Genomic DNA, 22,700 nt, shown 5'->3' on the forward strand with positions numbered 1-22,700 from the left:
GCAATTCAGTGCAGGGCGCTGCGCAGATAGTCGCTCAGCGCCCTGCCCTCAAACTTCTTACGTTCCGTCCGACTAGGCTTCATCAGCCAGTTCCGCAACCACAGTCGCGGATTCCATTTGTCGTTCATTCCGAACCTCCCGCTCTTATCGTGTCGCTATCCGGGTCGAACGGCGGCGGCTCCAGGCCGGCCGCACGCATCAGCCCTTCGAGCCGGTAGATGTGGCGGATGAGCCGCAGCTCCCTGGCCTCCATGCGGCCAACCCGCTCACCCAGCCGGGTCATTTCCTCGCGCATCAACTGGATCACGTTGACCTCGGCCCCTTCCCTGGCTGTCTCTACGAACTGCTTGCGCCACCACAGCGCTACACCGCCGGCGCCGACCATCAGGCCACCAACGGCCGTGCCGATTGCCTGCCAATCCACGTCGACCCCGATCATGGCGCCACCGTCCCGCCGGCCTTCCGGTACACGGCCAACAGGTCGGTAAGCTTGTGTTCGTGCTGACCGTAGCCAGCGCCCGGCAGGCTCGCCCAGATGTTGCGAACCGCATTGATGGCTTCGGGAATCTTGCCCGCCTGGATCAGCGGCAGCGCGCGGCGCTCCCCGATCTGCTGCAGCGCGATCAGGTCCTGGCTCAGGGGCGCGAAGTCCTTCAGGCCCAGCGTCTTCTTGTACGCGTCGTAATAGCGGCGCAGCAGCTGGTAGCGGCCGGCTGCCGTGGACTGGATCTTCAGTTTCGGCAGATCCACCAGCACGCGCGGATGGTCGGCGTAGCTCTTGAACAACTGCCCGCCGACGATCACGTCATAGCCGCGGTCCTTGGTGGCCTGCTTGCCGTTGTCCGTACCTTCGGACCACGCCAGCATGTCGAGGAAGGCCACGACGTTCACGCCGCCGGCCTGTTGGGGAGTGATCTGTGCCATCGCCATCTCTTCGTAAGGCGCCCGCCCATCTGCCGGCCTGGCGCGAGGGTTGATCCGGTCCGGGAGCGGGCAAAGAAAAAGCCCCCGGCTTGCGCCGGAGGCTTCTATGTCATCGTGCCTGAATTAGACCCCTTGCAGGTGGCACCTGTCAAGAGGTATCGCGCGCGCGTTAGGCAGCAATTTGCAGCCCAACCAGCATCCCGTGCATGCGGTCCTCGCCCCGCCGAACAAGGTCCAGATACGCCTTGACGTGCAGCGCGCGCTCGCCCGCCCTTTCCAGTAGCTGCAGCGCTACTTCGAAACGCTCCACCTTTTTGCGACCTCGCCCGCAGTAGTACGCACGGAGCGTGCAGGCCATCGCCATGTTGTCCTTGGCGATAACGTTCACCAGATCCTCAATGCGCTGCGCCCGTGGGTCGGTCTCCATCGGCTTGAACCCCTGCGCGCGGCCGGGCATGTCCCCGTGGTAGTCGATCAACACCGCCAGCATGCTCTGCGCATTGCTGCCCGGGTGGCCGCTATCACGGTGCAGTGCGCACTCCCTGCCCCAGTACTCAAGCTCGCCCCTTACGTATGCACCGAAGGTATCGATCTGCATCACAGCACCTCCGGGCCGGCCGGCTCGGCCGCATAGTGCGTGATCGCCGGGTTGTCACCGCGCCAGCTCCCGAACACCGGCCGCCTGCTCACCGAGTCCCACAGCATCAGCCGCGTGCCGTCCTGCGGCGCCTCGGCGATCGGCTTCCATTGAACCGCCATCCCCAGCGCCTCGGAAGGGGCTTCCCCTGTCCCGTCAAATGCCAACTTGGCAGACACCTTGGCACTCTCATCCGGGACAGGGGAAGCCATGAAGGCCTCAATCTCCCGTAGCAGCTCCAACGGCTCATTGCTTCCATCGTCCTCATAGCAATCGGCTTCACCCCTCAGATAGGGCAATACGCGATCCAGGAGACCGAACGCCTGCGTGGTTGCCGACCCGGGCTCCGCCACTTCGGGCGTGATCTCCGAAGGCGATGGCAGCGCGCGGCGCTCCCAGGAGGCGATCGCAGCAGGACGGGCATCGTCCATAAGTGGGACGTGCGGGGTTCCATTGCAGCCGCAGCCTTCACATCCGACTGCCGACACCCGCTCACCATCGCCGTCCACAAACTCAACGATACGGACCTGCCGGCAACCGCAGAACGGGCACGGCTTCAACGCGACGGCGGTCATGCTCGCTGCTCCCAGCTGGCCGTCAGGCGCTGCACCTGCCCGCCGCGCGCCTGGAACTGCTCCACCGTCTCGGACGGACCGGTCGCGTTCTTCTCGGGTTTCAGCCGCTTGGGTCGGGAAACGGTGTTGTGGTCCATCCGCCGCTCGCGTGGCGCACGCTGGGGGTTGATCCTCGGCGCAATGGCCTTCGTCTTACTCATGCTGCCGCCCTCAGTTCGTTGATGTGGGTCTGGTTTGCAATCAGCTCGTCGTCGGAGCCGTACGTCTCGTGGAAGGTCCGCGAGCCATCCATCAGGCTCGGGCCGTAGATCTGGCGCATCGTCGCGAAGGTGCTCCCCTCCATCGGATGCCGCTGGTGGTGCCATTTGCAGAGGGCGAAGCCGAACATGTGACCGCGCCGCACGTTCCCGCTCTTGGCGTGGTTGTAGTCGCAGCCGTAGACCACCAGCTCCGGCTCCAGCAGCTCCTGCATCTGGAGCGCCAGACAGGCCATGCAAGGGCCCGTCTTTGCCAGCTCCATCCGGGCCCTTTCCTCTCGAGTGGGAGGCGGCCCGAGCGACATTGACCACCACATCAGCGCGCGCCCTCGTCGGCCAGCCACCAACCGTGCTGCCAGGCTTCCGCCTTCTCGCTCAGCGGCCCCGCCCTGCGGTTAGCACCGTCCTCGGTCTCGCATTCGATCCAGACCAGGTGCGGGTTGTCGCTCAGGCGCTGTCCGTTCAGCCGTGCCGAGTAGCCGGCGTTGATTTCCTTGGCGTACCGGCTGCGCGTGTTGTAGTTGGTGAAGTCCATCAGCAGCGCGCCAGCTCGTGGTCGCGCGGAACGGTGAACCCCGCAGCGCGCGCGTGGCCGCCACCGCCATAGAGCTTCGCCACCTCGCTCACGTCCACGCCGTCGTCGGTCGAGCGCAGGCTGAACACCCGGCCCTCCGCCTTGTCGTAGTAGCAGGCGGCGAACGGATGGCCCTTGGCCATCAGGTGACCCGCGTCGCTCGCCAGGGTGTAGGGCAGGCTGGCCACCGGCACGTCGTAATGGCCGATCACCATCTGGCGCTTCGCCACCTCCACCAGTTCGGCCACGTCCTTGTGGTGCTTGCGCTCGATCGCTACGCCCTGCTGGTACAGCCCGAATACCGGCGCCTTCATCAGCTGGTCCCATACCTCAAATTGGTACGGGTAGCTGAATACCGCAGCCTGGATCTCGCGCGTGCCTTCCAAGGCGAAGCGCCACAGGTCGCGATCCTCCACGTGGTCGATCAGCGCCGGCCGGTCCTTGCCAGGATGGAAGAAATCCCAAGCGATGCCGGCGCCGCTGCGGTCCATGTCGAACAGTGCGTAGATCAGGGCATGCGGCGCGCCCTCCCATTGATCCTGTTGCACGCACTGTTGGTAGTACGCCCAGGTCTTCGGAGCCGTCCAGGCCGCGTCATCCAGCCGGAAACAGGTCAACGCATCCATCTGGCCGCTGTCGCACCTCGGCAAATCCGCCTCGGCGCTCTTGTGATGGTCGAGGATCAAGATCGAGCGCGCCGAGGTGCGCAGAGTCATCAGAACTTCCGGCTTATAGCTGAAGTCCACCAGGATCACGTCTCGGCCGGCTACATCGGGAGGTGCCGCGCCGTGAACACCGGGATGGAAGTCAGCATCCATGGCTTGTCGCACAGCCCATGCTGCCGTGAAGCCATCGGCGCAGTTCGCGTGGTAGATCACAAGAGGTTTCATCGATTCTTGTCCTTGAAAGGTCGAAGACAGCGCGCGTCAGCGCAGTTCCGGCACAGGGCCGGCATATCGGGTGATCGGGATCTGGCGCATGCCGTCGCGCCACACGGTCATGCCACGGGTCGCGTACAGCACCAGCGGCTTGATCCCGTAGCCATAGGCCAGATACCAGCCGGCCACCGCCACCGGCTCGGACACCGGGCGCACCTCCAGTTCGACGTGGTCCTGCCTCATGCCGCGGCGTCCTGAGCGGAACCGAGCAGCTCGGCAATCTCGGCCAGCCGCTTCCGAGCGCGCTCGTTCGCCTGCGGACTCGCCTCCACTCGGCCAGCCAGCAGCGCCAGCGGATTGAACGCGGGCGTCGCCGGCGGCAGCGACAGGTATTCGGCGACCTGCTCTTGCGCCAGGCGTCCAGCATTGACCGCCTGCTGCAGTGCGGCGTCCCGTGCGCCGGAGTCATGGCCCAGCGACGGCTGGTAGACGGCGCAACCGCCTGCAGCGCGCGCCTCCTTCACCAACCGGGTATAGACCTCCAGGAATGCAGCCCGGCCTGCGATCTTGTCGCCGGCCTCCACCAGCGGCAGCGCCGCGGTCCATGCGTCCCGGGTCTGCTCGGTCCACACCAGCGTCACCGCCTCGTCAGCGGCGCGGATGGCCACGGCCCAGGCTTCGTTGGGTGCCGGGTGCCCGTCGTCAATCCGCTCCATGATCGCGGCCAGGCTGAGCTTGCCTTTCACCTCTCGTCGGCAGGCAGTCAGCGCGTTGGCCAGCACCTGCAGCGGATAGGTCGCCAGATCGGTGACCATGTAAGCGGCAGCGGCCGGGCGGATCTGCTCGCCCATCACCTCGGCCGTGGCCACCAGCATTTCGACCAGCCTGTCCTGATCAGCATCACTGAGCATTCGCGTTCCCCTTCAAGCGGCGCAGCAGCGCCTTGGCGTCGTCGGCCGCGTTGGCATTGGCCTGCGTCTGGTCCTGCTGCCGGGCGCTGGTGTCGGTCACCTGCCGCCCGGTCGCCCACTGCGTGCGGTACGCCTCGGCCCCGGCCAGCAGCACGCCCAGGTCGTGCATCCGCTTCACGGCGTAGTTCTCGTTGACGCTCAGGAACCAGCCCGCCACCTGCGGCGCCTCTTCCCGGCCCAGCCGCTTCACCAGATCCCGAACGTTGGTGTTGACCTTGGCGTTGCGGACAGGGTCCACGCCGTGACGGATGCGGTAGGCGGCCCGGTAGGCGGCCCACGTCGCCTTGCAGGCCAGCTGCATCTGCTCCTCCAGCTCCGCCTTCGTCGGCGGCGTCGCCACCGGCGGCGCAATTGGCGGTTCATCTGACGGTTCAATGGGGGTTATATGACGGTTAGGCGGCACGGGGCGCACCTCCAGACCTGCGCCCGGTGCATCCCCTCCTGCAGCGGGCGCATCCCCACCTGCACCGGGCGCACCCCCTGCATGGGGCGCAGCACCTGCGCCCGGTGCAGTACCGTTCTTTCCAGTCTTGCGGGTGCCCTTGGACGGCGCAGCGGCAGCGTTGAATTTGGCCGGCGTAACCGAATAGACCGTGCTGCTGTTGAATCGGCGATCACGCGCCAGCAGGCCCACGGCCTCCAGGTGATCCATGGCGCTGCGCACAGCGCGCGCCGACATGCAGCAGCGCGCGGCGATGGTGCCGACCGCCGGCCAGCACACGCCGTCGTCGTTCGCTTGGTCAGCCAGCGAGATCAGCACAGCCTTCTGCGTCACGCTCAGGCCCTGCAGCGGCCAGCACTGCGACATGATGATCGTCGACATGTCAGAGCCCCAGCGTCATGTTTTCGCCCGGCGCCACCGGCCACCAGGTGCACGCGGGCTTGCCGGTGGTGGCGCACGGAGCGGTCGGCCCACGCCAGATGCGGCCCTCTCGGGCCAGCTCAGGAAGGCGGCGACCAAGCATGTGGCGGTCAAGGCCGGGCAGCGCCGCGAGGTGCAGACTGCTCTGACCGGGATGACGCTGGACGGCGACTGCGGCCATGGTCTGTTGGTCCAGCAGCTTGCCGGTAGAGACAAGGTCGGCGGCGGCGATGTGGCTGGACTGCGGATCAGTGGAGCGGGCCGGATGGTTCATCGACGCGCCCTCCCCTTCGCTGCAGCGCGCGACACATTGCGGATCAGCCGGTGCGCCATCGTGATCAGCGAGTTGGCCTCTTCCACCATCAACCTGGCTTCGTCGCTATCGATGTGGCGATCTTCCATGGCCTCCACCGCAGTGCCCGACAAGCGCCCCACCCGCGTGGTGATCTCCAGCAGCTTCGTCTGGATTGCGCCGATCTCGTCCGACCAGCCACCCTCCGGCGGCGGCGGAACGGTGGCCACGGCCATTCCAAACTGCCCGGCCAGTGCCTGCATCCAGTCCAGGGCGTAGTCGCTACCCCCGGCCTTCTCCTGCATCCACTCGGTCAGCAGTTCGGCGATTTCCATCGTCACCGATTCACCCTCCAACCCGCGCAGCTTCGCGCGCAGCGTCTCCGGGTGCATCGACTTGCCGCGGCGGTCGGCCAAGAAAGCGGCTGCGTCCACCACACCGCCGGGCGTCTTGCGCACCGAGTTGTAGAGAACGTCGAGCCAGTTGAGTGCAGATGTACGGCAGGTCATGGGTCACCTTGGGGAAGGCTGTGTTTCAAGGTTTCGGGCTGGGCCCGGGTGGCGCACGATGGGCGCCATGGAGATCAACAACTCAGGGACGACGGCCAGGGATGGCCTTTCAGGCGGTGTCGACAGGACCGATGCGGCCAACGTCGGGGTCCGCATCGACGCAGGGCGAAGAAGCGACAACGGCGGCGCTCAGGACGGTCAGGACGCTTGGCAAGGCAGGCACAGCTGCGTCCAGCTCCCAAGCAGCAACGCGGTCCACAGGCAACGCCAACACAACAGCAAGATGCGCGTCGCTGGCCAGACCGAGCTTGGCGAGAAGATCCCGCTTCGTGACCGGGGCCAGCCCGGCGAACGGTCCGAAGATTTCCGGGCAGAGGTCATGGCGCGAAACGCCCGTGACCGATTCGATGGGGATGGCCATGGCTGGCGGCACGCGCCCCCGCGAGCGCCAATTGCTGACAGCGCTCTGGCGAACACCAAGATGGGAGGCAAGGGATGTGACCCCGCCGGCGGCTTTCACGGCTCTGTCGAGTGCGTCCATTCGGGGAGAATCACATATCGTGATCCTTCGCGCAACACAATTCGTGTTAGCGCCTTATCACATACCGTGAAGAATCCCGGTATGGCCTTCTCCGACAACCTCCGCGCCGCTCGGCTCAAAGCCGGCATGACCCAAGAAGCCTTGGCACTCGCGTGCGGCTGGTCGGGCCAAAGTCGTATTGCCAACTACGAGTCGTCGGCGGCCAGCGCGCGTGAGCCCAAGGTCTCGGAAGTACCCCTTCTAGCTGCGGCGCTAGGGGTCAGTATCGCGTCCCTTTTTGGGGAGGCCCCGGCGTCTCAGTCCCCGCGACCCGATCCTGCAATCCTTGCCGAAACCCACCAGTTCCTGGACAAGGCGTTCGGCACGCTTGGCAAGGCTTTTGACATTGAGTCCGAGGCAGATCTTTTCGCTGACGTATACGAATGGATCCTGGCAGACGAACGTCCTGCAGATCAGCGCAACCTGGTGGATTTTGCGGCATGGCGCGAAAAGCGCGATCTACACAGGGGAGCTGTAAGAAATGAGCAAAACGGACGCGCTACTGCACAAGCTGGTCGAACGGATAAGCGCCGCGCCTGACAGAAAGCCCGCGCTCCACGCGGTTGTCGGAAAGCGATCGACGCACTTCGATGCAGTCGCGCGCGAAAGTCACCTGCGGATGATCCGCAGCCTTGCCAAGACATACCGCCCCTTCGGGGTGCAACTGATCATCGACCAAGCAACCCTAGGGCATGCTTCCATTGACGATCTAGGCGACGAAGACCTGATTGAGCTTCACCGTGCCCTGGACCGCGCCCGAGAATGCATCAGGGACGACGTTTCATTTGAAGATGCTGGCTTGATCCGGCAAACGTTTGACTAGCCTTCCTGTCGAATTCTGAACGAAATTCGGGCCGTTCAGAATTTAGGCCCTCGAACATCACGTATCGTGTTGCACAAATAATCACAGTGTGTGATCTTAGTTGCGCCGCTCACCAACGCCCCAGCCCGGGGCCGGCGCAGGAGATCACACAATGGCAACCCTGTCCCTCGGCGTTAGCAAGGCGCCACCCACCGTAGTCGCTATGCCCGCAGTAGGCATGGTCGCCATCAAGGTCGGCGCTGCCAGCCTTTACATTGAACTGGAAGAGGCCGACCACCTCTCGGTAGAGATTCAGCACGCCGCACATCAGCTGCGCGGCGAAAGCCAGGACGCCGCCGCATGAGCGCCGCCCTCGCCCACCACTCCAACGCTCAGCGCGCCGCTGCAGCCGCCGGCATCGTCGCCCGCGCCGGGCGCCGCTGGGGCCTCCTCCCCAACCAAGTCATCGCAGCCGCCAGCTATGCAGCCAATGCCGTCCTGCGGCAGGGCAAGAGCGCTGCAGGTGCTGTCGCCGCCGCTCGTCGCGCAGCGCGCGCACAGGCAGGTGCTGCATGAGCGCCCCCTCCAACATCGCGGCAATCCGCCACGCAGTCAGCGCGCTGCACGGCGCCGCTGACGACGGTGCAGACACTCGTCGTTACGCCGATGCTCTGCAGGAGGCCGGCGCAGCCATCGATGAGCTGATGGACGAAGCGCGCCGATGCTGTGCTGGCACCGGCGATCTGTCCGACCTTCGCGCCGCCCTCGCCCGCGTCAAAGGCGGTGCCGCGTGACCGCTGCGAAGCATACCCCGGCGCCGTGGGAGGTCTGCCACGGTGGCCACGGAGGCCCGTCTGGATTCGTGATCGATGAGTACTACGTGCTGAATCGCGGCGTTGCCGACGACGTAGCAATCGCCTCGGACATCATCGATCCAGCGACCCAAGAACCGAGCGAAGCCAACGCCCGCCTTATCGCTGCCGCGCCCGAGCTGCTTGCCGCTCTGAAGATGGCGGAGTCGTTCTATCGCCACAACGTCGTCAAATCCGACGAACCCAGCAGCGTACTCGACGCAATGCAGGCTGCCATCAAGAAGGCCACTGGCGTCTCCTCATGACCGACCAGGACTTCTTCGCGCAGATGCAGATCGGCATCCCGCACATCCCCTCCCCCAACGGCCTCGCCGCTGTCGACGCCACCGGCGTCATCAAGGGCAACGCCGATATCGCCATCAACAACCCGGACGCCGTTGGCGCCACCCAGGAGCAGAGCCATGGATAAGCCCACCTACAGCTGGTCCAGCAACGACGAGACCTACATCGGCGACTTCGGTTCGATTGACGAGGCTATGCAGGACGCATTCGACACCCTGAGCGGGCAGGACGTGGATGGCGTACAGGTCGGCGAGAACAACTATGTCGATGCCGGCCGCCTGGTCGATGTTGGCCACCTGATCGGCCAGCTGCAGGACGCCATGTTCCAGATCGTCGGCGATGCCGCAGACGCGTTCCTGACGAGCGTTTCCGCCGAGAAGAAGGCCGAGCTGGCGGAGCTGACCGGCGCGTGGGTTCGCAGCGCGGACAGCGCCGTCTACTGGGAAGTGAAAAACCCCAGCTTCCACCGCTTCGCCGACTACGGCCTGACCGAGGAAGCGGAGTAATGCGCCACCTGGCCCTGCCCTTCTACTGCGCCGTGATCGTCGGTTCCCTGATGGCGCTGCTCGCGCGCGCCATCTACACCGGTGCCGACTCCTTCGTGCTGTTGGCGCTGGGCGGCATCGCGTACTTCGGCTGGCACGGCTGGAAGGACGCACGCCGCTGCTGGCCCGCCTTCCGCGCCGAAATGCAGCGCCGCACCGCGCGCCGCCGTGCCCTGCCCGCCGACGACACGCACTGAGCAACCGCCCGGCCGGCGCAACCGGTCTCCCACGCCGGCGGGACTTCCACACAGCCGGCAACCCATCACAGGGAACCGCATGCGCAACCAACTCGACATTTTCGACCACGACCCGGCGCGCCTCGCAAAGGCCAACCGCGACGCGGCCGAGCATGCGCTGACTGACTTGCAGTTCTCCCACAAGGTCCGCCAGGAGCGAGCAGCCCACTACACCGCCGAGGCGGAGCGGCTGGAAGCCCTGGCAGCTCTCTGCAGTCCAACCCGCGCCGCCTGAAAGCGGTCACCACAGCAACGCGAGGAAATGACGTTGAACGCCATCACCATCCGCACCAAGGGCGATGCTGAAATCCAGCTCTCCCTCTCTCCCGTCTCCATCAACGGCTTTATGGAACTCGCCGCCGAGCAGGTGGCTGCTCAGGGCGTGGTGGCCATCGGCCACACGAAGCTCTTTGCCGATGGCACCCGCGCCGCCGGTGGCGACCCGCGCACCGACCACGTAGCTGTCATCGACCACACCACCGGCTTGATGTGGGCGGTGAAGTCCATCGGCGACAACGACGGCGACCCGATGAGCCAGGCCGACTGCGAGAAGGCCTGCAGCGAGCTGCGTCTGCTCGGCCACGACGACTGGCGCCTGCCCACCCGTGCCGAGCTGTCCGCCCTGGTCGACGAAACCCGCCACGAGCCGGCAATCGATACCGCCCTGTTCCCCGGCGTGCTGTCGCGCTGGCACTGGACCAGCACGGCGGCCGCCTGGTCCTCGGCGTCCGCGTGGTTCGTCAATTTCAGCAGCGGCTACGTCAGCTACGGCCGCCGCGACTTCAGCGGGTTCGCGTTGGCCGTGCGTCGTGCCGGTCAGTAATTGGCCCTTTTGATCCTTTCCCTGGAGCAACCATGAACCCCATCACCCTCAAGAAGATCGGCCCCGACCGCAACCAGCTGCCGGACGATTCCACTGACCACGTCGCCGTGTTCCTGCCCGACTACGGTCTGACGTTCACCGCCACCAGCATCGTGGACAGCGACGTTCCGCACGCCGAATGTGAGGCCGCCGCCAAAGCCCTGGACGTGCTGGGCCACACCGACTGGGATCTGCCGACCATCGAGGAGCTGCAGCTGCTGATCGACCGCAGCCGCTACTCGCCGGCCATCAACACCGACTTCTTCAAGGGCATCCAGAACGACTGGTACTGGTCGAAGACCCCGGCCGCCTGGTCCTCGGCGTCCGCGTGGCTCGTCTATTTCTACGGCGGCCTCGTCGGCAGCAACCCCCGCGGCTCCGACGGGTTCGCGTTGGCCGTGCGTCGTGCCGGTCAGTGATTTGATTTTCTGCTGAGGCTTTCTCGATGACTTCCCGATTCCAGCCCCCACCCATCATCAAGGCCGCCGAACGCATGGCGGTCGAGATCGAGAACGCCGTGCGACGGTTCGCCCGCTACCACCGCTATCAGATCGGTAGCGACCTCCGCGCGCGTGCCCAGCAGGTGTTCATCAACGCCAACAACGCCTGGCGTGAGCGCGCTGAGCAGGCGCGATGGGTGGTGGTGCTGGTGCGGGATATCGATGCCCTCAAGCAGCTCCTGCAGATTGGCAAGGGGGTTGGCGCCTTCGCCAGCTTCCGCCAGTTCGAAATGCTTATCCGCCTGGCAGAACAGCTGGGCTCCCAGGCTGGCGGCTGGCGCCGTCACCTGGCTAGCTCCTCCCATGCCCAGAATGCGCAAGCCGATGGCGCCGCGCAGCGTGGCAAGAAACTGAGTACCCGTACCGCCCTCGCGGGGGCCAACTCATGACGAAGCCGCGCTATCCGCATCCGGGCTGCGCGGCCTGGTCGAAAGTGTATGGGGAGGCGGCCGCCTGGTCCTCGGCGTCCGCGTGGAACGTCAATTTCAACAACGGCAACGTCAACAACAACCACCGCAACAACAACGGGTTCGCGTTGGCCGTGCGTCGTGCCGGTGAGTTTCAGGGAGAGGTAGGCCTGCAGGAGTTGTACCAGGCATGGCGGCGTGCGCGCCGCCAGAAGGTTCCGAGCTTCAACCAGCTGCGCTTTGACCACCGCTGGGCTGATGGGCTGCTGCAGCTGCAGCGCGAGCTGCTGGCCGGCCGCTGGGAGCCACGGCCCTCGACGTGCTTCGTGGCAACCCGCCCGAAAGCTCGCGAAATCCATGCGCCGGACTTCGCCGACCGCGTAGTGCACCACTGGCTGGTGCCGCAGCTGGAAGCGCTATGGGAGCCGACGTTCATCCACGACAGCTACGCCAACCGCAAGAGCCGCGGCAGCCACGCGGCCGTTCGCCGGGCCCAGCAGTTCGTGCGCCAGGTGCACAGCGGTCAGAGTGGCGGCTGGTATCTGCAGCTGGACGTGGCCAACTTCTTCAACAGCATCCACCGGCCAACCCTGTGGAGGATGCTGCGCAGCCGGCTGCGGCGCCGTGGTGCACCGCTGATCGTCCAGCGGGCCACCCATGCTCTGCTGCGCCGGTCGCCGTTGCATGCCGGCGTCCAGTACCGCGCCACCGCCGCAGAGCAGGCACAGGTGCCGCCGCACAAGCGGCTGGCCAACGCCCCGGCCGGGCGCGGCCTGCCCATCGGGAACCTGTCCAGCCAGTTCTTCGCCAATGTCTACCTGGACGCGCTGGACCAGTTCGCCAAGCACGTCCTCAAGGCCAAGCGTTACCTGCGCTATGTCGATGACTTCGTGCTGTTCCACCACGACCGCGAGCAGCTGGCCGCCTGGCGCGACCAGATCGAGGCTTTCCTGCAGGACCGGCTCGGGCTGCGCCTGAAGGCCGAGCAGAAGCTCTGCCGCCTGACTGACGGCTTGGACTTCCTGGGATACGTGATCTACCCGACTCATGCCCTGGCTCGACGCCGAGTGGTTGGTCACCTGCACACCGCGCTGGCCGAGTGGGAAGGCAGGCACGTCCAGGGCGACAAGCTGCGCGGCACCCCAGCGGACTTCCGTGAGCTGTCCAACCGCATTGCCAGCTTCGCTGGCCATCTGCAGCACGCCAGCAGCCACCGACTGATGCATCGCGTCCACACCCGATTCCCCTGGCTGCGCTCAGCAGCCCGTCCGCGACGGTTCAGCCACAAGGCAGAGCGGCGCATCCATTCGATCAAGTGGCACCAGCACAAGGAGCAACAGGCATGAGTAGCGATATCAAGTCCCTGGCGGACGTGCAGCCCGGTGGGAGGGTGAGGCTGGGGGACCAGGCAGAGCGGGCGCGGTTTGAGGCGTGGGCCGAAGAGCGGGAATTGGACACCGCAAAATGTTCAGCTGACGGCATGAAGGGTGATTATGCCGACCTCAATACCGACTGGTGCTGGGCAGCATGGCGAGCCGCCCTCTCCGCCCAGCCCTCCCCGGGTGGTCAGGAGGATGCTCTGCGCGTGATCGCAGAGCGACTGCGAGGAGCGGGGGCAAACCTCCCTGCCCCGCCGATTACCGGCACTATCTCCGGCAGCATGGTCACTGGCCTGAGCATTGCGCTTGCGCTGGTGGAAGAAGCACTCGCCGCCCGCCAGCCTGCCAAGCAACCGGATAGCGTTGCTCTGGGCGAAGCAACGGAATTCTGCATCGAGAAGGGCGGCCGCCAGCCGGTGGGGGCAACCGACAAGGATTCCTTGACCGTTGGCGGTGGCCAGGCGGTGGGGCAGGAGCCGGTGGGTTTCGTGTTGTACGAGCAGCAGGACAAGCTTGTTCTGTTCAAAGGATCGTGGGAAACCGATGAACGTTGGTTCTGGCCAGAGCGCGAACAGGCGCAGGCTGCTGCTGATCGCCTGCATGAAACCCATGGTTTCCCGAACGGATACTGGCTGGTGACGCCAGTAAGCGCCACCCCGCCCACGCAGGCCGTGGACCTGGGTATGCAGCTGGATCGCTACGACGCTGGCCTGCTGGGTGACGGTGGTGGCGGCGATGTTGGCTGGTGGCAGGACTACATCCGCGCTGAGCTGGATCGCGCCCATGAGTTCTACCAGGACCAGGCAGACAGCCAGGCGGTGGGCAAATGAGCCATCCACGAATGACCGACTATGTGGCCTCCAACTACATCCCTGTTCCGGAATCTGGGTGCTGGCTCTGGCTCGGCTCATGGAGCACCAGCGGATATGGGCGCATCGGAAGCTCAGGAAAGAAGCCAATGACCGTGTCTCGCCTCTTCTACGAGGCATTCAAGGGTCCAATCCCCGATGGGGCAGTGATCTGCCACAAATGCGATACCCCTCCTTGCTGCAATCCTGATCACCTGTTCGCAGGCACTAAGGCTGACAACAATGCGGATATGGCTCGCAAGGGACGCGCACGAAAGGCCGCTGGAGAACACAACTCTGCTGTGAAGCTTACGGAGCCAGAAGTCCGCTCCATTCACGCAGACAACAGGTCCAACACGAAGGTTGCGCGTACCTACGGGGTCAGCAGGGGCACTGTGATTGGAATTCGGCGGGGCTATCTGTGGCGCCACCTTCAGCTTGGAGCGCGCAAACATGGCTGACCAGCTGCTCACCGCTGCAATGGAGGACCGCAGCCTGATGCAGCCGGAGCAGCTGCGTGCCTTCGCCAGCTCGATCCTCGACCGCAAGCTGCGCGCTGGCTGGCGTCGAGAGCAGATCCTGCGCATCGAGTACGAAGGATTCACGGGGCTGGCGCACGCCGGCTATCTGATCTCCGCCGGAAAGATCTCGGTGTGCCAGGAAAACCAGTACCTGATCCGCCACACCGACGCGTGGGCCGTGACGTTCCGCATGGCCGACCTACTGCGTGATGAACCTGCACCACCGCCGGCGCAGCCGGCCCAACTGGACCTGTTCGCATGACCGCACCACTGCCCGTTTCCCCGGCCACCGTTGTGGAGGCCACCAAGGCATCGTCGCCTGTCGCTGCGGTCGTTGCTGCCATGCGGCGTGTCGATCCCGCCGGCGGCACCGTTGCCGCCAACCAGGTGCGCGCGTGGGCCGACACCCTGATGACCGCGCTCTACTCCGCCCAGCCTGTCCGCTGGGAGTATCGCAACAAAAAGGACGTGGGTCCGGGTTGCTGGGTCCAAGCCGACGCTGGGCACGTCTACGCCGCCCACCAGCGTGGGCTCGTTGTCCGCGCCCTATTCGAAACCCCGCGCGTGATCCAACCGGAGAAGCTGCATGAATTCCGGGGGCGCGTGTGCGTCCGCTGCGGCGACAGCGAGGATTGGGCCGGGCCGGATTGTGAGCCGCTGATCCAGAAAGTCGACCCGCGCACCCGGCTCCCGGTAGAGGCGAGCTGGCTCCTTGAGCCGCTGAAGTGGATCCGCGACGCCGGGCCCATGCCGATCAGCACGCACGAACGCCGCCGCAGGGCCGCCGAAGCCACCTTCCTGATCGAAAAGCTCGAAGCCCACATCGAGGAGTGCAACAAGCCATGACCCAGGAACATATCAGCCACCCGGAAGGGTTGCCGAACTGCGCCGCCGGACACCGCGCGCGCCACATCCACGACAAGCGCTGCGCCTCCGCCGGCGGCGGCCACCTGGTCGAGTGCGCCTGCAGGTCGACCAGCAAGCATGCCGACCCCGACGCGGCCATTGCTGCATGGCGCAGGCTCAACCGCCCCGCGCGCAGCGCGCGGCCGTCGCCAGCGCCGGCCGTCGCCGACAACGTGGTGCAGTTCAAACTGGGCTTGGCCGAACAATCGCAGCAACAGCGCGCGATAGGGGGTCGCCATGGGCGCAGCTGAAAAGATCGAAGCACCGCCGACTATCGGTGCCGTGATCTTTGAAGGGATCACGGTCACCGACGGCGAGGGCCGGCCGGCCCAGCTCGCGGTGATCGACAGTCGTGGGCGAGTGATTGCGGCCGGGCCAGAAGTAGCGAAGGCCGCCTGGGCAGTGTCAGTAGAGGCGTACCGCAATCATCTACGGGGCCATGGACACCTTCGGGCAATAAAGCGCCCGTAAGGGACGCTGGGAAGTTAGCCCGCTACTAGGACAACTCGTAGGAGTCACGGCCCAAGGGGATCCAGAATCCTTCGGAGACGAGAATCTGGATCGCCGTGTTCACAACCTTAGCTTCCTTGGGGTTGAGACGCTGGCGAATTTCCGACTGATACTCCTGTAGCTTGAAAACTCGCACAGGATCGTTCTGATGCATGTAATTGATGAGATCAGCCACGACGCGGCGGACATGGTCAGCATCGGTGCCAGGGTAGAGTCTCCGCTCCCCGTCTTCCGTAACCTTATAGTTGGAGCCTTGACGTGCCAAGGCACCAGCGCGGGTAAGAGTTTCGAGCACCTCGACCACCGTTTCGCGCGTAGGGCGCACGACTTGTCCGACACCTGCAATCACTGCATCGACGATTACCGGGCCGTTCTTGTCGATTCTTTCTGCGCGCATCCAGTCATAGACGGGGCCCATCCAATCCGCTGGGTTCGATGAATTCATCCCTGTTCCCACATTGAGTTGACCGATGGATTCTAGCGCCTCAATAGTCTATTTCAGAGCACTTTCGGGCAGCCAAGGCTGACGAAGCCGACTTTGGGGTTCAGCTGGGACATGGAATCGCGGGACTCTGGGGGCCTGGGCCCCTGCCGTCGTGGCAGGGGTTCCTGGGGGCCGGGGCCTGAAAGGGCGCCAGTATACCGGGGTTGGCGGCCGCGCTCTGAATGGCCAGCCGCCCGATCACGCACAGCCGCTGACACCGCGCTAACCCACGCAGCGCCGACAATGCGGTTCTGTTCCCCGCAACGAGATGGAAACGATGGCCGAGTGGATCACCCTGGATACGCATCACGGCCCGGTACGGGCCTGGCACGCCCTGCCGGAGGGCACCCCGCGTGGCGGGCTGGTGGTGGTGCAGGAAATTTTCGGCGCCAACCCGCACATCCGCGGCGTGGCCGAGCGCTTCGCGGTCGAAGGCTATGCGGTGCTGGCGCCGTCCTTTTTCGACCTGATTGACGGCACAGAAGCCGATCCGGACGCCCTGCCCTATGACGCCGACGGCGTGAAGCAGGGCCTGGAACGGGTGACCGCACTGGGCATGAAGAAGGCGCTGGAGGTGGTCCGTGCCGCAGCGACCCGGCTGGCCCCCTACGGCAAGGTCGGCACGGTGGGCTACTGCTGGGGCGGCACGGTGGCGATGCTGTCGGCCCTGCGCCTGGGCCTGCCATCGGTCAGCTACTACGGTGCGCGCAACGTCCAGTTCCTGGATGAGACACCCAAGGCCCCGGTGATCTTCCACTTCGGTGCCCAGGACAAGAGCATTCCGCCGGAGGCCGTGCAGGCCCATCGCGAGAAGCTGCCGCAGATGGCCACCTTCGTCTATCCGGCCGACCACGCCTTCAACCGGGAGGTCGGACATGCGTATGATCCAGACAGCGCCACCCTGGCGCTGCAACGCACCCTGGACTTCTTCTCGGAGCATCTTGGATGAGCGAATTCGAACTCGATTCACGCCTGGCCACCGATAGCGTGCTGGTGGCGGAAGGACCGTTGTCGCAAGTGCGGCTGATGAACGACGAACGATTCCCCTGGCTGGTGCTGGTACCGCGCCTGGCCGGGGTGACCGAGTGGATCGAGCTGGACGGCGAGCAGCAGGACAAGCTGCGCACCGAGCTCAACCGCGCCTGCAAGGCCCTGAAGGGCTCCGACGGGGTGGAAAAGATCAACATCGGGGCGCTGGGCAACATCGTGCGCCAGCTGCACTTCCATGTGATCGGCCGCCATGACGGCGACCCCGCGTGGCCGGGCCCGGTCTGGGGCAGTGGCCCCGCGCACCGCTACGAGCCGGGTGCGCTGGACCAGCATGTCGCCTACTGGAAGGAACGGCTAGGATATCCAGCCCAGTCCTGAGCGTTTGCCGACCCGATGCGATTCAACCTCGTTGCCGCCGTCCTGCTGATCCTGATCGGCCTGTTCATGCTCGCCAGCAACCTCGGCTGGACGCACCTGAACCTGTCCAAGCTGCTGTTGACCTGGTGGCCGGTGGCACTGGTGGGCGTGGGCATCGCGATGCTGTTCGGTCGCGGGAAATAAGCTGGCGCCGGGCCATGCCCGGCGAGCGCAGCGTGTGGCCGCACCCATGAAAACGCCGGGCATGCCCGGCGTTTTCGTCATGCGATGGCGCGCCGCTCAGGTCCGCGGCAGGGTCACGCCGGTCTGGCCCTGGTACTTGCCACCACGATCGCGGTACGACGTCTCGCAGATGTCATCGGCGGCCGCCTGGAAGAACAGCATCTGCGCCACGCCTTCATTGGCGTAGATGCGCGCTGGCAGCGGCGTGGTGTTGCTGAATTCCAGGGTGACGTGGCCTTCCCACTCCGGCTCCAGCGGGGTCACGTTGACGATGATGCCGCAGCGCGCGTAGGTGCTCTTGCCCAGGCACACCACCAGGGTGTCGCGCGGGATGCGGAAGTACTCCACGGTGCGCGCCAACGCGAAGCTGTTGGGCGGGATGATGCATTCATCGCCGACGATATCCACGAAGCTGCCCGGATCGAAGTGCTTGGGATCGACGATGGTCGAGTTGATGTTGGTGAACACCTTGAACTCGCGCGAGCAGCGCACGTCGTAGCCGTAGCTGGAGGTGCCATAGCTGACGATGCGCTCGCCGTTGGCCTGCTTGACCTGCCCGGCCTCGAACGGCTCGATCATGCCGTGCTGCTCGGACATGCGGCGGATCCAACGGTCACTCTTGATGCTCATGCTTTGTCCTGGGGTACGAGGGGGCGCGAGGATTCTAGCAGGGGGCCGGGCGTCGCCGGCGGCCCCTGCCCTGGCACTTACAGCAGCGACGACAGGATCGGGATCGAGGCACGCGGACGCTTGCCAACCTCCTCGATCAGGCGCTGGGCGGCATGGCGGTAGGCCTGGGCCGGGACCGAATCCGGCTGGGCCACGGTGATCGGGGTACCGGAATCGCCCTGCTCGCGGATGCCGATCTGCAGCGGCAACGAACCCAGCAACGGCACGCCGTACTGCGCGGCCATGCGCTCGCCGCCGCCCTCGCCGAACAGGTGCTCGACATGCCCGCAGCTGCTGCAGGTATGCACCGCCATGTTCTCGACGATGCCGAGCACCGGCACCTCGACCTTCTCGAACATCTTCAGCGCCTTCTTCGCATCCAGCGTGGCGATGTCCTGCGGGGTGGTGACGATCACCGCGCCGGCCAGCGGGATCTTCTGGGTCAGGGTCAGCTGGATGTCACCGGTGCCCGGTGGCAGGTCGATCAGCAGGTAGTCCAGGTCATCCCACAGGGTGTCATTGAACAGCTGGGTCATCGCCGAGGTGGCCATCGGTCCACGCCAGATCATCGGCGTGTCTTCTTCGATCAGGTAGCCGATCGACATGGTGTCCACGCCGAACGCACGCAGCGGCTCGATGCTCTTGTTGTCGGGGCTTTCCGGGCGACCGGACAGGCCCAGCATGGCCGGCACGCTCGGCCCGTAGATGTCCGCATCAAGCACGCCCACGCGTGCGCCGAGCTGCTGCAGGGCCACGGCCAGATTGACCGCAGTGGTCGACTTGCCGACGCCGCCCTTGCCCGAACCAACCGCGATCACGTTGCGGATGCGGGCATGCGGCGTAAGTCCCTTCTGGACCTGGCTTGCATGGGGACGGCGGGGAGAACTGTTCACAACGAGCACCGGCGGGGTCAGGGGGAATAACCGAGCATCATACAAGCTGGACGTAACCTGACTGAAATTCAGGATTGCTACAGATTCGTGCACAGATTGTTAAGTTCATGTTACGTTCGACCCGCACTGTTTTGGGCTGCGGAGCTGGCATTTCCAGCCCGCGCGATGGCGCATGCGCAGTGCCGTTTTTGTTTTTGCTCTCCAATGGAACTACATGAACTACGTAAGCAACACCGCACGTCGCAACACGCTCGCCGTCGCCCTGATTTCCGCTCTGATGGCCGCCGCCCCGGCAATGGCCCAGGACAAGGCGACCAACCTGGACAAGATCACCGTCACCGGTTCGCTGATCCCGCAGACCCAGGTTGAAACCCAGACCCCGGTGATGTCCATCACCGCCCAAGACATCCAGACCCGCGGCTTCAGCAGTGTTGCTGAAGTGCTGCAGCAGTCGTCGCTGACCACCGGCGGCCTGCAGGGTGGCCAGACCTCGGGTTCGTTCACCCAGGGCGCCGAAGCTGCCGGCATGTTCGGCCTGAACCCGGGCTACACCAAGTACCTGATCAACGGCCGCCCGATGCTCTCGTATCCGGCGCTGTACAACGGCAGCGAAACCTTCAACAACATCAGCGGCATTCCGATCGACATCGTCGAGCGCATCGAAGTGCTGCCGGGCGGCCAGTCCTCGCTGTACGGCTCGGACGCAATCGCCGGTGTGGTCAACATCATCCTGAAGGAGCGCATGGACGGCGGCACCATGACCCTCCGTGGCGGCACCTACACCGAAGGCGGTGGCAGCAACATCCGCTTCAGCGCCGCCAAGGGCATCAACGCCTTCGACGACCGCTTCCATGCACTGTTCAACGTGCAGATCGAGAACGGCAGCCCGATCTGGGGCTACCAGCGCGACATCACCCGCCAGAACAACCCGGTCGGCTACACCGCCCAGGTTCCGTCGAACGACTTCGCCGTCATCACCAACGCTGACAACAAGCTGCTGATGATGGACCCGAGCCGTTGCGCGAACGTCGCTGGGCTGTATGACGGCACCACTGTGGTCGGCCAGCGCCCGTCGGGCGAGTCCTGCGGTTCGGTGTACAGCGCCGGCTACAAGACCCTGAAGAACGGCAAGAACAGCGGCCAGTTCTACTCGTCGATGACCTTCGACGTGAACGACAACTTCCAGCTGTTCGCCGATGTGCTGTACAGCAAGGAAAAGACCGAGTTCACCTCCGGCTCCAGCGCCCTGTGGTGGGGCACCAAGTCGAGCCTGGGCAGCTTCTACGACCAGGGCCTGGGCAAGGTCGTGAACCTGCAGCGCGCCTTCGCGCCGGAAGAAATCGGCCCGGGCCACTACAACAACATCATGAACTCCGACGAAAGCCGTGCCTACCAGGTCACCCTGGGCGGCAAGGGCATGGTCGGCGACTGGGACTACAGCGCCAGCTTCACCCGTGGTGAGTACCGCCTGGACCAGAACCGCTTCGTGCGCTGGAAGGACAAGATCGATGGCTTCTTCCGCGAAAACGTACTGGGCCCGCGCCTGGGCACCTCGGCTGGCGGCTTCGGCATCTACAACCCGGACTACGCGGCCTTCTACTCGCCGATCACTCCGGACCAGTTCGCCAGCTTCACCGGCTACGGTACCCACCGCAGCAAGACCTGGCAGAACCTGGGCCGCGTGCAGGTGACCAACGGCTCGCTGTTCAGCCTGCCGGGCGGTGACGCCGGCCTGGCCGTCGTGCTGGAAGGTGGCAGCGAAGGTTGGGACTACTCGCCGGACCAGGCGTTCGTCAAGGGCAACGTGTGGGGCACCACCGCCGTCGCCGGCGCCGGCCACCGCAGCAACTACGCGGTCACCAGCGAGCTGCGCATGCCGCTGCACGACAAGCTGACCGTCAGCGCGTCGGGCCGCTATGACGCCTTCAAGATCGCCGACAAGACCGTCGACAAGGCCACCTACAGCATCGGTCTGGAATTCCGTCCGATCGAGAGCCTGCTGCTGCGTGGCAAGTACGGTACCGCCTTCCGCGCGCCGACCCTGTCCGATGCCTTCCAGGGCATGAGCGGTTCGTACTCGTCCGGCCAGAACGACTACTACCGCTGCAGCCAGCTGGGCTACGGCCTGCGTGACGAGGCCTGCTCGTTCTACAAGAACACCTCGGTGTACAGCGAAAAGTCCGGCAACCCGGACCTGAAGCCGATCACCGCCGACGTCTGGAGCGCAGGCGTGGTGTGGGCTCCGGTCAGCAACTTCTCGCTGTCGGCCGACTACTACAACTGGAAGATCAAGAACGAGGTCAAGACCCTCAGCAGCGACCAGCTGCTGCTGGCCGAGTACCAGTGCCACAACGGCCTGCCGAACAACACCTCGGCCAGCTGCGGTGACGTGACCAACTGGGTGTCCCGCGATGCCGGTGGCAACCTGACCCGCGTGTACACGCCGAAGCTCAACGTTGCCAGCCAGAACCTAGAAGCGGTGACCGTGGCGGCCAAGTACCAGCAGGATATCGGCCGCTTCGGCTCGCTGATGTTCTCCGGCAACTACACCAACATGCTGAAGCGTGAAGTGCAGCCGATGCCGGGTGCCGCCAAGCTGGATCTGCTGAGCGATCCGTACAACATGTGGTACTACGACAACTTCGCGAAGGTCCGCGGCGATCTGTCGGTGGCCTGGAACATCGCCAAGTTCACCACCACCGTGTACGCCAACTACGTCGGCAGCACCCCGAACTACCTGGCCTACACCGGCCGCAGCTACGGCTACGTCCACTCCTCCGGCGCCAAGGCCGGCAAGTGGGGTTCGTACACCACGTACAACCTGAGCATGAACTACCAGGCACAGGAAGATCTGGTCCTGTCGCTGATGGTCAACAACGTGTTCAACAAGCTGCCGGAAGGCCAGCGCTACAACTACCCGGGCAACGAATCGACCCCGTTCAATGACGGCTTCTACAGCGTCTACGGCCGCCAGATCTCGGCCCAGGTCAAGTACAACTTCTGATCCCGTCGTTTTCCGGGCTTCGTGTCTGGACCAGGCCCCGCTTCGGCGGGGCCTTTTTTTTGGTTCCAGGAAGCCTTCGGTAAGGCATTGATGCAGAAGCAGCAAATGCACTACGAAAGAATGCCCTTCATATCGCCATCTTTTGAAACACTCCAAAACAATTGGCGTTAGTCATTGATATATCGCCATTTTTCAGGCAAAAGCCCGATTGACGAAATGACGATCGTGTGTTCACTGCGTTAAGTGCGTGTTACGGTCCGGCTGAATGGAATGCAACTGAACAGATCGTTAAGCCGACACGGAAGCCGGTAGCCAAGACATCGCTCACTAC

The 22,700-nt window shown here is 64.8% G+C and carries 40 protein-coding genes; 22 read left to right on the forward strand and 18 right to left on the reverse strand.

Annotated features, from left to right (window positions below):
* Window positions 1–5: 5 nt before the first annotated feature.
* The 15 genes from ACZK5G_RS15965 to ACZK5G_RS16035 form a co-directional block, all read right to left on the reverse strand.
* Window positions 6–128 carry a hypothetical protein gene (locus ACZK5G_RS15965; RefSeq protein ID WP_262984405.1) on the reverse strand — a complete coding sequence of 41 codons (123 nt, stop codon included), beginning with the start codon at window positions 126–128 and terminating at the stop codon, window positions 6–8.
* Window positions 125–439 (reverse strand): hypothetical protein, encoded by a 315-nt coding sequence (locus ACZK5G_RS15970; RefSeq protein WP_478464035.1) that lies wholly within the window; start codon window positions 437–439, stop codon window positions 125–127. Before ACZK5G_RS15970 ends, ACZK5G_RS15965 begins: the two co-directional genes overlap by 4 nt.
* Window positions 436–924 (reverse strand): glycoside hydrolase family 24 protein, encoded by a 489-nt coding sequence (locus ACZK5G_RS15975; RefSeq protein ID WP_478464036.1) that lies wholly within the window; start codon window positions 922–924, stop codon window positions 436–438. Before ACZK5G_RS15975 ends, ACZK5G_RS15970 begins: the two co-directional genes overlap by 4 nt.
* Before the next feature lie 169 nt (window positions 925–1,093).
* Window positions 1,094–1,522 (reverse strand): hypothetical protein, encoded by a 429-nt coding sequence (locus tag ACZK5G_RS15980; RefSeq protein WP_478464037.1) that lies wholly within the window; start codon window positions 1,520–1,522, stop codon window positions 1,094–1,096.
* Window positions 1,522–2,136: a Lar family restriction alleviation protein gene (locus ACZK5G_RS15985; protein WP_478464038.1), complete on the reverse strand. Its 615-nt coding sequence runs from the start codon at window positions 2,134–2,136 to the stop codon at window positions 1,522–1,524. The genes ACZK5G_RS15980 and ACZK5G_RS15985 overlap by 1 nt, the downstream gene beginning before the upstream one ends.
* Window positions 2,133–2,336: a hypothetical protein gene (locus ACZK5G_RS15990; protein WP_478464039.1), complete on the reverse strand. Its 204-nt coding sequence runs from the start codon at window positions 2,334–2,336 to the stop codon at window positions 2,133–2,135. The genes ACZK5G_RS15985 and ACZK5G_RS15990 overlap by 4 nt, the downstream gene beginning before the upstream one ends.
* On the reverse strand, window positions 2,333–2,710 hold the full coding sequence (locus ACZK5G_RS15995; protein ID WP_478464041.1) for a Ref family recombination enhancement nuclease: 378 nt from the start codon (window positions 2,708–2,710) through the stop codon (window positions 2,333–2,335). Before ACZK5G_RS15995 ends, ACZK5G_RS15990 begins: the two co-directional genes overlap by 4 nt.
* Window positions 2,710–2,928 carry a hypothetical protein gene (locus ACZK5G_RS16000; protein WP_478464042.1) on the reverse strand — a complete coding sequence of 73 codons (219 nt, stop codon included), beginning with the start codon at window positions 2,926–2,928 and terminating at the stop codon, window positions 2,710–2,712. Before ACZK5G_RS16000 ends, ACZK5G_RS15995 begins: the two co-directional genes overlap by 1 nt.
* Complete coding sequence (locus tag ACZK5G_RS16005; RefSeq protein ID WP_478464043.1) at window positions 2,928–3,845, reverse strand: DHHA1 domain-containing protein; 918 nt, start codon at window positions 3,843–3,845, stop codon at window positions 2,928–2,930. Before ACZK5G_RS16005 ends, ACZK5G_RS16000 begins: the two co-directional genes overlap by 1 nt.
* 48 nt (window positions 3,846–3,893) lie before the next feature.
* Window positions 3,894–4,088 (reverse strand): hypothetical protein, encoded by a 195-nt coding sequence (locus ACZK5G_RS16010; protein ID WP_164088793.1) that lies wholly within the window; start codon window positions 4,086–4,088, stop codon window positions 3,894–3,896.
* On the reverse strand, window positions 4,085–4,756 hold the full coding sequence (locus ACZK5G_RS16015) for a hypothetical protein (protein ID WP_478464045.1): 672 nt from the start codon (window positions 4,754–4,756) through the stop codon (window positions 4,085–4,087). Before ACZK5G_RS16015 ends, ACZK5G_RS16010 begins: the two co-directional genes overlap by 4 nt.
* On the reverse strand, window positions 4,746–5,639 hold the full coding sequence (locus ACZK5G_RS16020; RefSeq protein ID WP_032129810.1) for a helix-turn-helix domain-containing protein: 894 nt from the start codon (window positions 5,637–5,639) through the stop codon (window positions 4,746–4,748). The genes ACZK5G_RS16015 and ACZK5G_RS16020 overlap by 11 nt, the downstream gene beginning before the upstream one ends.
* Before the next feature lies 1 nt (window position 5,640).
* The gene (locus tag ACZK5G_RS16025) at window positions 5,641–5,952 is read right to left on the reverse strand and encodes a winged helix-turn-helix domain-containing protein (protein WP_478464047.1); all 312 of its coding nucleotides are present in this window, start codon (window positions 5,950–5,952) and stop codon (window positions 5,641–5,643) included.
* Entirely contained in the window at window positions 5,949–6,479 is a 531-nt protein-coding gene (locus tag ACZK5G_RS16030; protein ID WP_478464049.1) for a phage regulatory CII family protein, read from the reverse strand. Before ACZK5G_RS16030 ends, ACZK5G_RS16025 begins: the two co-directional genes overlap by 4 nt.
* Before the next feature lie 109 nt (window positions 6,480–6,588).
* Complete coding sequence (locus ACZK5G_RS16035) at window positions 6,589–7,020, reverse strand: YdaS family helix-turn-helix protein (RefSeq protein WP_478464051.1); 432 nt, start codon at window positions 7,018–7,020, stop codon at window positions 6,589–6,591.
* Between the two features lie 81 nt (window positions 7,021–7,101).
* On the opposite strand from ACZK5G_RS16035, the gene ACZK5G_RS16040 reads away from it, so the two are divergent.
* From ACZK5G_RS16040 to ACZK5G_RS16125, 18 genes are all read left to right on the forward strand, one after another.
* Entirely contained in the window at window positions 7,102–7,599 is a 498-nt protein-coding gene (locus tag ACZK5G_RS16040; RefSeq protein ID WP_423167861.1) for a helix-turn-helix domain-containing protein, read from the forward strand.
* Window positions 7,600–8,033: 434 nt separating this feature from the next.
* Window positions 8,034–8,225, forward strand: a complete 192-nt coding sequence (locus tag ACZK5G_RS16045; protein WP_180832851.1) for a hypothetical protein — start codon at window positions 8,034–8,036, stop codon at window positions 8,223–8,225.
* On the forward strand, window positions 8,222–8,437 hold the full coding sequence (locus ACZK5G_RS16050) for a hypothetical protein (protein ID WP_032129802.1): 216 nt from the start codon (window positions 8,222–8,224) through the stop codon (window positions 8,435–8,437). The genes ACZK5G_RS16045 and ACZK5G_RS16050 overlap by 4 nt, the downstream gene beginning before the upstream one ends.
* Window positions 8,434–8,655, forward strand: coding sequence for a hypothetical protein (locus ACZK5G_RS16055; protein ID WP_478464053.1), 222 nt, complete (start codon window positions 8,434–8,436; stop codon window positions 8,653–8,655). Before ACZK5G_RS16050 ends, ACZK5G_RS16055 begins: the two co-directional genes overlap by 4 nt.
* On the forward strand, window positions 8,652–8,978 hold the full coding sequence (locus ACZK5G_RS16060) for a hypothetical protein (protein WP_478464055.1): 327 nt from the start codon (window positions 8,652–8,654) through the stop codon (window positions 8,976–8,978). Before ACZK5G_RS16055 ends, ACZK5G_RS16060 begins: the two co-directional genes overlap by 4 nt.
* Window positions 8,975–9,142 (forward strand): hypothetical protein, encoded by a 168-nt coding sequence (locus ACZK5G_RS16065; protein ID WP_478464057.1) that lies wholly within the window; start codon window positions 8,975–8,977, stop codon window positions 9,140–9,142. The genes ACZK5G_RS16060 and ACZK5G_RS16065 overlap by 4 nt, the downstream gene beginning before the upstream one ends.
* Window positions 9,135–9,521 carry a hypothetical protein gene (locus ACZK5G_RS16070; RefSeq protein ID WP_478464059.1) on the forward strand — a complete coding sequence of 129 codons (387 nt, stop codon included), beginning with the start codon at window positions 9,135–9,137 and terminating at the stop codon, window positions 9,519–9,521. Before ACZK5G_RS16065 ends, ACZK5G_RS16070 begins: the two co-directional genes overlap by 8 nt.
* The gene (locus ACZK5G_RS16075) at window positions 9,521–9,757 is read left to right on the forward strand and encodes a hypothetical protein (RefSeq protein WP_478464060.1); all 237 of its coding nucleotides are present in this window, start codon (window positions 9,521–9,523) and stop codon (window positions 9,755–9,757) included. The genes ACZK5G_RS16070 and ACZK5G_RS16075 overlap by 1 nt, the downstream gene beginning before the upstream one ends.
* A 79-nt stretch (window positions 9,758–9,836) precedes the next feature.
* The gene (locus ACZK5G_RS16080) at window positions 9,837–10,031 is read left to right on the forward strand and encodes a hypothetical protein (RefSeq protein WP_478464062.1); all 195 of its coding nucleotides are present in this window, start codon (window positions 9,837–9,839) and stop codon (window positions 10,029–10,031) included.
* A gap of 27 nt (window positions 10,032–10,058) precedes the next feature.
* Window positions 10,059–10,619 (forward strand): Lcl C-terminal domain-containing protein, encoded by a 561-nt coding sequence (locus ACZK5G_RS16085; RefSeq protein WP_478464063.1) that lies wholly within the window; start codon window positions 10,059–10,061, stop codon window positions 10,617–10,619.
* Window positions 10,620–10,651: 32 nt separating this feature from the next.
* Entirely contained in the window at window positions 10,652–11,077 is a 426-nt protein-coding gene (locus ACZK5G_RS16090) for an Lcl C-terminal domain-containing protein (RefSeq protein WP_478464064.1), read from the forward strand.
* Window positions 11,078–11,103: 26 nt separating this feature from the next.
* Window positions 11,104–11,547 carry a four helix bundle protein gene (locus tag ACZK5G_RS16095; protein ID WP_478464065.1) on the forward strand — a complete coding sequence of 148 codons (444 nt, stop codon included), beginning with the start codon at window positions 11,104–11,106 and terminating at the stop codon, window positions 11,545–11,547.
* Window positions 11,544–12,911: a reverse transcriptase domain-containing protein gene (locus tag ACZK5G_RS16100; RefSeq protein ID WP_478464067.1), complete on the forward strand. Its 1,368-nt coding sequence runs from the start codon at window positions 11,544–11,546 to the stop codon at window positions 12,909–12,911. The genes ACZK5G_RS16095 and ACZK5G_RS16100 overlap by 4 nt, the downstream gene beginning before the upstream one ends.
* Window positions 12,908–13,774, forward strand: coding sequence for a phiTE_015 family protein (locus tag ACZK5G_RS16105; RefSeq protein ID WP_478464069.1), 867 nt, complete (start codon window positions 12,908–12,910; stop codon window positions 13,772–13,774). Before ACZK5G_RS16100 ends, ACZK5G_RS16105 begins: the two co-directional genes overlap by 4 nt.
* 128 nt (window positions 13,775–13,902) lie before the next feature.
* On the forward strand, window positions 13,903–14,253 hold the full coding sequence (locus tag ACZK5G_RS16110; protein WP_478466523.1) for an HNH endonuclease signature motif containing protein: 351 nt from the start codon (window positions 13,903–13,905) through the stop codon (window positions 14,251–14,253).
* Window positions 14,246–14,575: a hypothetical protein gene (locus ACZK5G_RS16115; RefSeq protein ID WP_478464070.1), complete on the forward strand. Its 330-nt coding sequence runs from the start codon at window positions 14,246–14,248 to the stop codon at window positions 14,573–14,575. Before ACZK5G_RS16110 ends, ACZK5G_RS16115 begins: the two co-directional genes overlap by 8 nt.
* Window positions 14,572–15,159 (forward strand): hypothetical protein, encoded by a 588-nt coding sequence (locus ACZK5G_RS16120; RefSeq protein WP_478464072.1) that lies wholly within the window; start codon window positions 14,572–14,574, stop codon window positions 15,157–15,159. Before ACZK5G_RS16115 ends, ACZK5G_RS16120 begins: the two co-directional genes overlap by 4 nt.
* The gene (locus ACZK5G_RS16125) at window positions 15,156–15,470 is read left to right on the forward strand and encodes a hypothetical protein (protein WP_279907074.1); all 315 of its coding nucleotides are present in this window, start codon (window positions 15,156–15,158) and stop codon (window positions 15,468–15,470) included. The genes ACZK5G_RS16120 and ACZK5G_RS16125 overlap by 4 nt, the downstream gene beginning before the upstream one ends.
* Before the next feature lie 245 nt (window positions 15,471–15,715).
* Here the strand turns inward: ACZK5G_RS16125 and ACZK5G_RS16130 are convergent, their stop codons facing one another.
* Window positions 15,716–16,174: a hypothetical protein gene (locus ACZK5G_RS16130; RefSeq protein ID WP_478464074.1), complete on the reverse strand. Its 459-nt coding sequence runs from the start codon at window positions 16,172–16,174 to the stop codon at window positions 15,716–15,718.
* 316 nt (window positions 16,175–16,490) lie between these two features.
* Between ACZK5G_RS16130 and ACZK5G_RS16135 the strand changes: the two genes are divergently transcribed.
* Genes ACZK5G_RS16135 through ACZK5G_RS16145 form a run of 3 tightly spaced genes read left to right on the forward strand, consistent with a single transcriptional unit; the run spans window position 16,491 to window position 17,764 of the window.
* Window positions 16,491–17,162, forward strand: coding sequence for a dienelactone hydrolase family protein (locus ACZK5G_RS16135; protein WP_478464076.1), 672 nt, complete (start codon window positions 16,491–16,493; stop codon window positions 17,160–17,162).
* On the forward strand, window positions 17,159–17,581 hold the full coding sequence (locus ACZK5G_RS16140) for an HIT domain-containing protein (protein WP_049423811.1): 423 nt from the start codon (window positions 17,159–17,161) through the stop codon (window positions 17,579–17,581). The genes ACZK5G_RS16135 and ACZK5G_RS16140 overlap by 4 nt, the downstream gene beginning before the upstream one ends.
* Before the next feature lie 15 nt (window positions 17,582–17,596).
* Entirely contained in the window at window positions 17,597–17,764 is a 168-nt protein-coding gene (locus tag ACZK5G_RS16145) for a LiaI-LiaF-like domain-containing protein (protein WP_005418011.1), read from the forward strand.
* Window positions 17,765–17,860: 96 nt separating this feature from the next.
* On the opposite strand, the gene dcd is transcribed toward ACZK5G_RS16145, so the two are convergent.
* Together dcd and apbC are read right to left on the reverse strand one after the other, a co-directional pair.
* Window positions 17,861–18,433, reverse strand: coding sequence for a dCTP deaminase (gene dcd / locus ACZK5G_RS16150; protein WP_010483020.1), 573 nt, complete (start codon window positions 18,431–18,433; stop codon window positions 17,861–17,863).
* Between the two features lie 77 nt (window positions 18,434–18,510).
* Window positions 18,511–19,365, reverse strand: a complete 855-nt coding sequence (apbC, locus tag ACZK5G_RS16155; protein WP_026347084.1) for an iron-sulfur cluster carrier protein ApbC — start codon at window positions 19,363–19,365, stop codon at window positions 18,511–18,513.
* 214 nt (window positions 19,366–19,579) lie between these two features.
* On the opposite strand from apbC, the gene ACZK5G_RS16160 reads away from it, so the two are divergent.
* Window positions 19,580–22,369, forward strand: coding sequence for a TonB-dependent receptor plug domain-containing protein (locus ACZK5G_RS16160; protein ID WP_478464078.1), 2,790 nt, complete (start codon window positions 19,580–19,582; stop codon window positions 22,367–22,369).
* The last annotated feature ends 331 nt before the right edge of the window (window positions 22,370–22,700 follow it).

The organism is Stenotrophomonas sp. 62841_Sma (assembly GCF_056482945.1).

Excerpts from the sequence above, each read along its gene's own strand:
- ACZK5G_RS16105 (WP_478464069.1), top strand. The coding sequence starts at position 12,908 with ATGAGTAGCGATATCAAGTCCCTGGCGGACGTGCAGCCCGGTGGGAGG.
- ACZK5G_RS15985 (WP_478464038.1), bottom strand. The coding sequence starts at position 2,136 with ATGACCGCCGTCGCGTTGAAGCCGTGCCCGTTCTGCGGTTGCCGGCAG.
- ACZK5G_RS16130 (WP_478464074.1), bottom strand. The coding sequence starts at position 16,174 with ATGAATTCATCGAACCCAGCGGATTGGATGGGCCCCGTCTATGACTGG.
- ACZK5G_RS16045 (WP_180832851.1), top strand. The coding sequence starts at position 8,034 with ATGGCAACCCTGTCCCTCGGCGTTAGCAAGGCGCCACCCACCGTAGTC.
- ACZK5G_RS16100 (WP_478464067.1), top strand. The coding sequence starts at position 11,544 with ATGACGAAGCCGCGCTATCCGCATCCGGGCTGCGCGGCCTGGTCGAAA.
- ACZK5G_RS16030 (WP_478464049.1), bottom strand. The coding sequence starts at position 6,479 with ATGACCTGCCGTACATCTGCACTCAACTGGCTCGACGTTCTCTACAAC.
- ACZK5G_RS16010 (WP_164088793.1), bottom strand. The coding sequence starts at position 4,088 with ATGAGGCAGGACCACGTCGAACTGGAGGTGCGCCCGGTGTCCGAGCCG.
- ACZK5G_RS16070 (WP_478464059.1), top strand. The coding sequence starts at position 9,135 with ATGGATAAGCCCACCTACAGCTGGTCCAGCAACGACGAGACCTACATC.
- ACZK5G_RS16015 (WP_478464045.1), bottom strand. The coding sequence starts at position 4,756 with ATGCTCAGTGATGCTGATCAGGACAGGCTGGTCGAAATGCTGGTGGCC.
- ACZK5G_RS15965 (WP_262984405.1), bottom strand. The coding sequence starts at position 128 with ATGAACGACAAATGGAATCCGCGACTGTGGTTGCGGAACTGGCTGATG.
- ACZK5G_RS16140 (WP_049423811.1), top strand. The coding sequence starts at position 17,159 with ATGAGCGAATTCGAACTCGATTCACGCCTGGCCACCGATAGCGTGCTG.
- ACZK5G_RS16040 (WP_423167861.1), top strand. The coding sequence starts at position 7,102 with ATGGCCTTCTCCGACAACCTCCGCGCCGCTCGGCTCAAAGCCGGCATG.
- ACZK5G_RS16025 (WP_478464047.1), bottom strand. The coding sequence starts at position 5,952 with ATGAACCATCCGGCCCGCTCCACTGATCCGCAGTCCAGCCACATCGCC.
- ACZK5G_RS16090 (WP_478464064.1), top strand. The coding sequence starts at position 10,652 with ATGAACCCCATCACCCTCAAGAAGATCGGCCCCGACCGCAACCAGCTG.
- ACZK5G_RS16115 (WP_478464070.1), top strand. The coding sequence starts at position 14,246 with ATGGCTGACCAGCTGCTCACCGCTGCAATGGAGGACCGCAGCCTGATG.
- ACZK5G_RS16080 (WP_478464062.1), top strand. The coding sequence starts at position 9,837 with ATGCGCAACCAACTCGACATTTTCGACCACGACCCGGCGCGCCTCGCA.
- dcd (WP_010483020.1), bottom strand. The coding sequence starts at position 18,433 with ATGAGCATCAAGAGTGACCGTTGGATCCGCCGCATGTCCGAGCAGCAC.
- ACZK5G_RS16055 (WP_478464053.1), top strand. The coding sequence starts at position 8,434 with ATGAGCGCCCCCTCCAACATCGCGGCAATCCGCCACGCAGTCAGCGCG.
- ACZK5G_RS16125 (WP_279907074.1), top strand. The coding sequence starts at position 15,156 with ATGACCCAGGAACATATCAGCCACCCGGAAGGGTTGCCGAACTGCGCC.
- ACZK5G_RS15975 (WP_478464036.1), bottom strand. The coding sequence starts at position 924 with ATGGCACAGATCACTCCCCAACAGGCCGGCGGCGTGAACGTCGTGGCC.
- ACZK5G_RS16000 (WP_478464042.1), bottom strand. The coding sequence starts at position 2,928 with ATGGACTTCACCAACTACAACACGCGCAGCCGGTACGCCAAGGAAATC.
- ACZK5G_RS16145 (WP_005418011.1), top strand. The coding sequence starts at position 17,597 with ATGCGATTCAACCTCGTTGCCGCCGTCCTGCTGATCCTGATCGGCCTG.
- ACZK5G_RS16135 (WP_478464076.1), top strand. The coding sequence starts at position 16,491 with ATGGCCGAGTGGATCACCCTGGATACGCATCACGGCCCGGTACGGGCC.
- ACZK5G_RS16120 (WP_478464072.1), top strand. The coding sequence starts at position 14,572 with ATGACCGCACCACTGCCCGTTTCCCCGGCCACCGTTGTGGAGGCCACC.
- ACZK5G_RS16160 (WP_478464078.1), top strand. The coding sequence starts at position 19,580 with ATGAACTACGTAAGCAACACCGCACGTCGCAACACGCTCGCCGTCGCC.
- ACZK5G_RS16110 (WP_478466523.1), top strand. The coding sequence starts at position 13,903 with ATGACCGTGTCTCGCCTCTTCTACGAGGCATTCAAGGGTCCAATCCCC.
- ACZK5G_RS16035 (WP_478464051.1), bottom strand. The coding sequence starts at position 7,020 with ATGGACGCACTCGACAGAGCCGTGAAAGCCGCCGGCGGGGTCACATCC.
- ACZK5G_RS16065 (WP_478464057.1), top strand. The coding sequence starts at position 8,975 with ATGACCGACCAGGACTTCTTCGCGCAGATGCAGATCGGCATCCCGCAC.
- ACZK5G_RS15990 (WP_478464039.1), bottom strand. The coding sequence starts at position 2,336 with ATGAGTAAGACGAAGGCCATTGCGCCGAGGATCAACCCCCAGCGTGCG.
- ACZK5G_RS16095 (WP_478464065.1), top strand. The coding sequence starts at position 11,104 with ATGACTTCCCGATTCCAGCCCCCACCCATCATCAAGGCCGCCGAACGC.
- ACZK5G_RS16085 (WP_478464063.1), top strand. The coding sequence starts at position 10,059 with ATGACGTTGAACGCCATCACCATCCGCACCAAGGGCGATGCTGAAATC.
- ACZK5G_RS16050 (WP_032129802.1), top strand. The coding sequence starts at position 8,222 with ATGAGCGCCGCCCTCGCCCACCACTCCAACGCTCAGCGCGCCGCTGCA.
- ACZK5G_RS16075 (WP_478464060.1), top strand. The coding sequence starts at position 9,521 with ATGCGCCACCTGGCCCTGCCCTTCTACTGCGCCGTGATCGTCGGTTCC.
- ACZK5G_RS16020 (WP_032129810.1), bottom strand. The coding sequence starts at position 5,639 with ATGTCGACGATCATCATGTCGCAGTGCTGGCCGCTGCAGGGCCTGAGC.
- ACZK5G_RS15995 (WP_478464041.1), bottom strand. The coding sequence starts at position 2,710 with ATGTGGTGGTCAATGTCGCTCGGGCCGCCTCCCACTCGAGAGGAAAGG.
- ACZK5G_RS15980 (WP_478464037.1), bottom strand. The coding sequence starts at position 1,522 with ATGCAGATCGATACCTTCGGTGCATACGTAAGGGGCGAGCTTGAGTAC.
- ACZK5G_RS15970 (WP_478464035.1), bottom strand. The coding sequence starts at position 439 with ATGATCGGGGTCGACGTGGATTGGCAGGCAATCGGCACGGCCGTTGGT.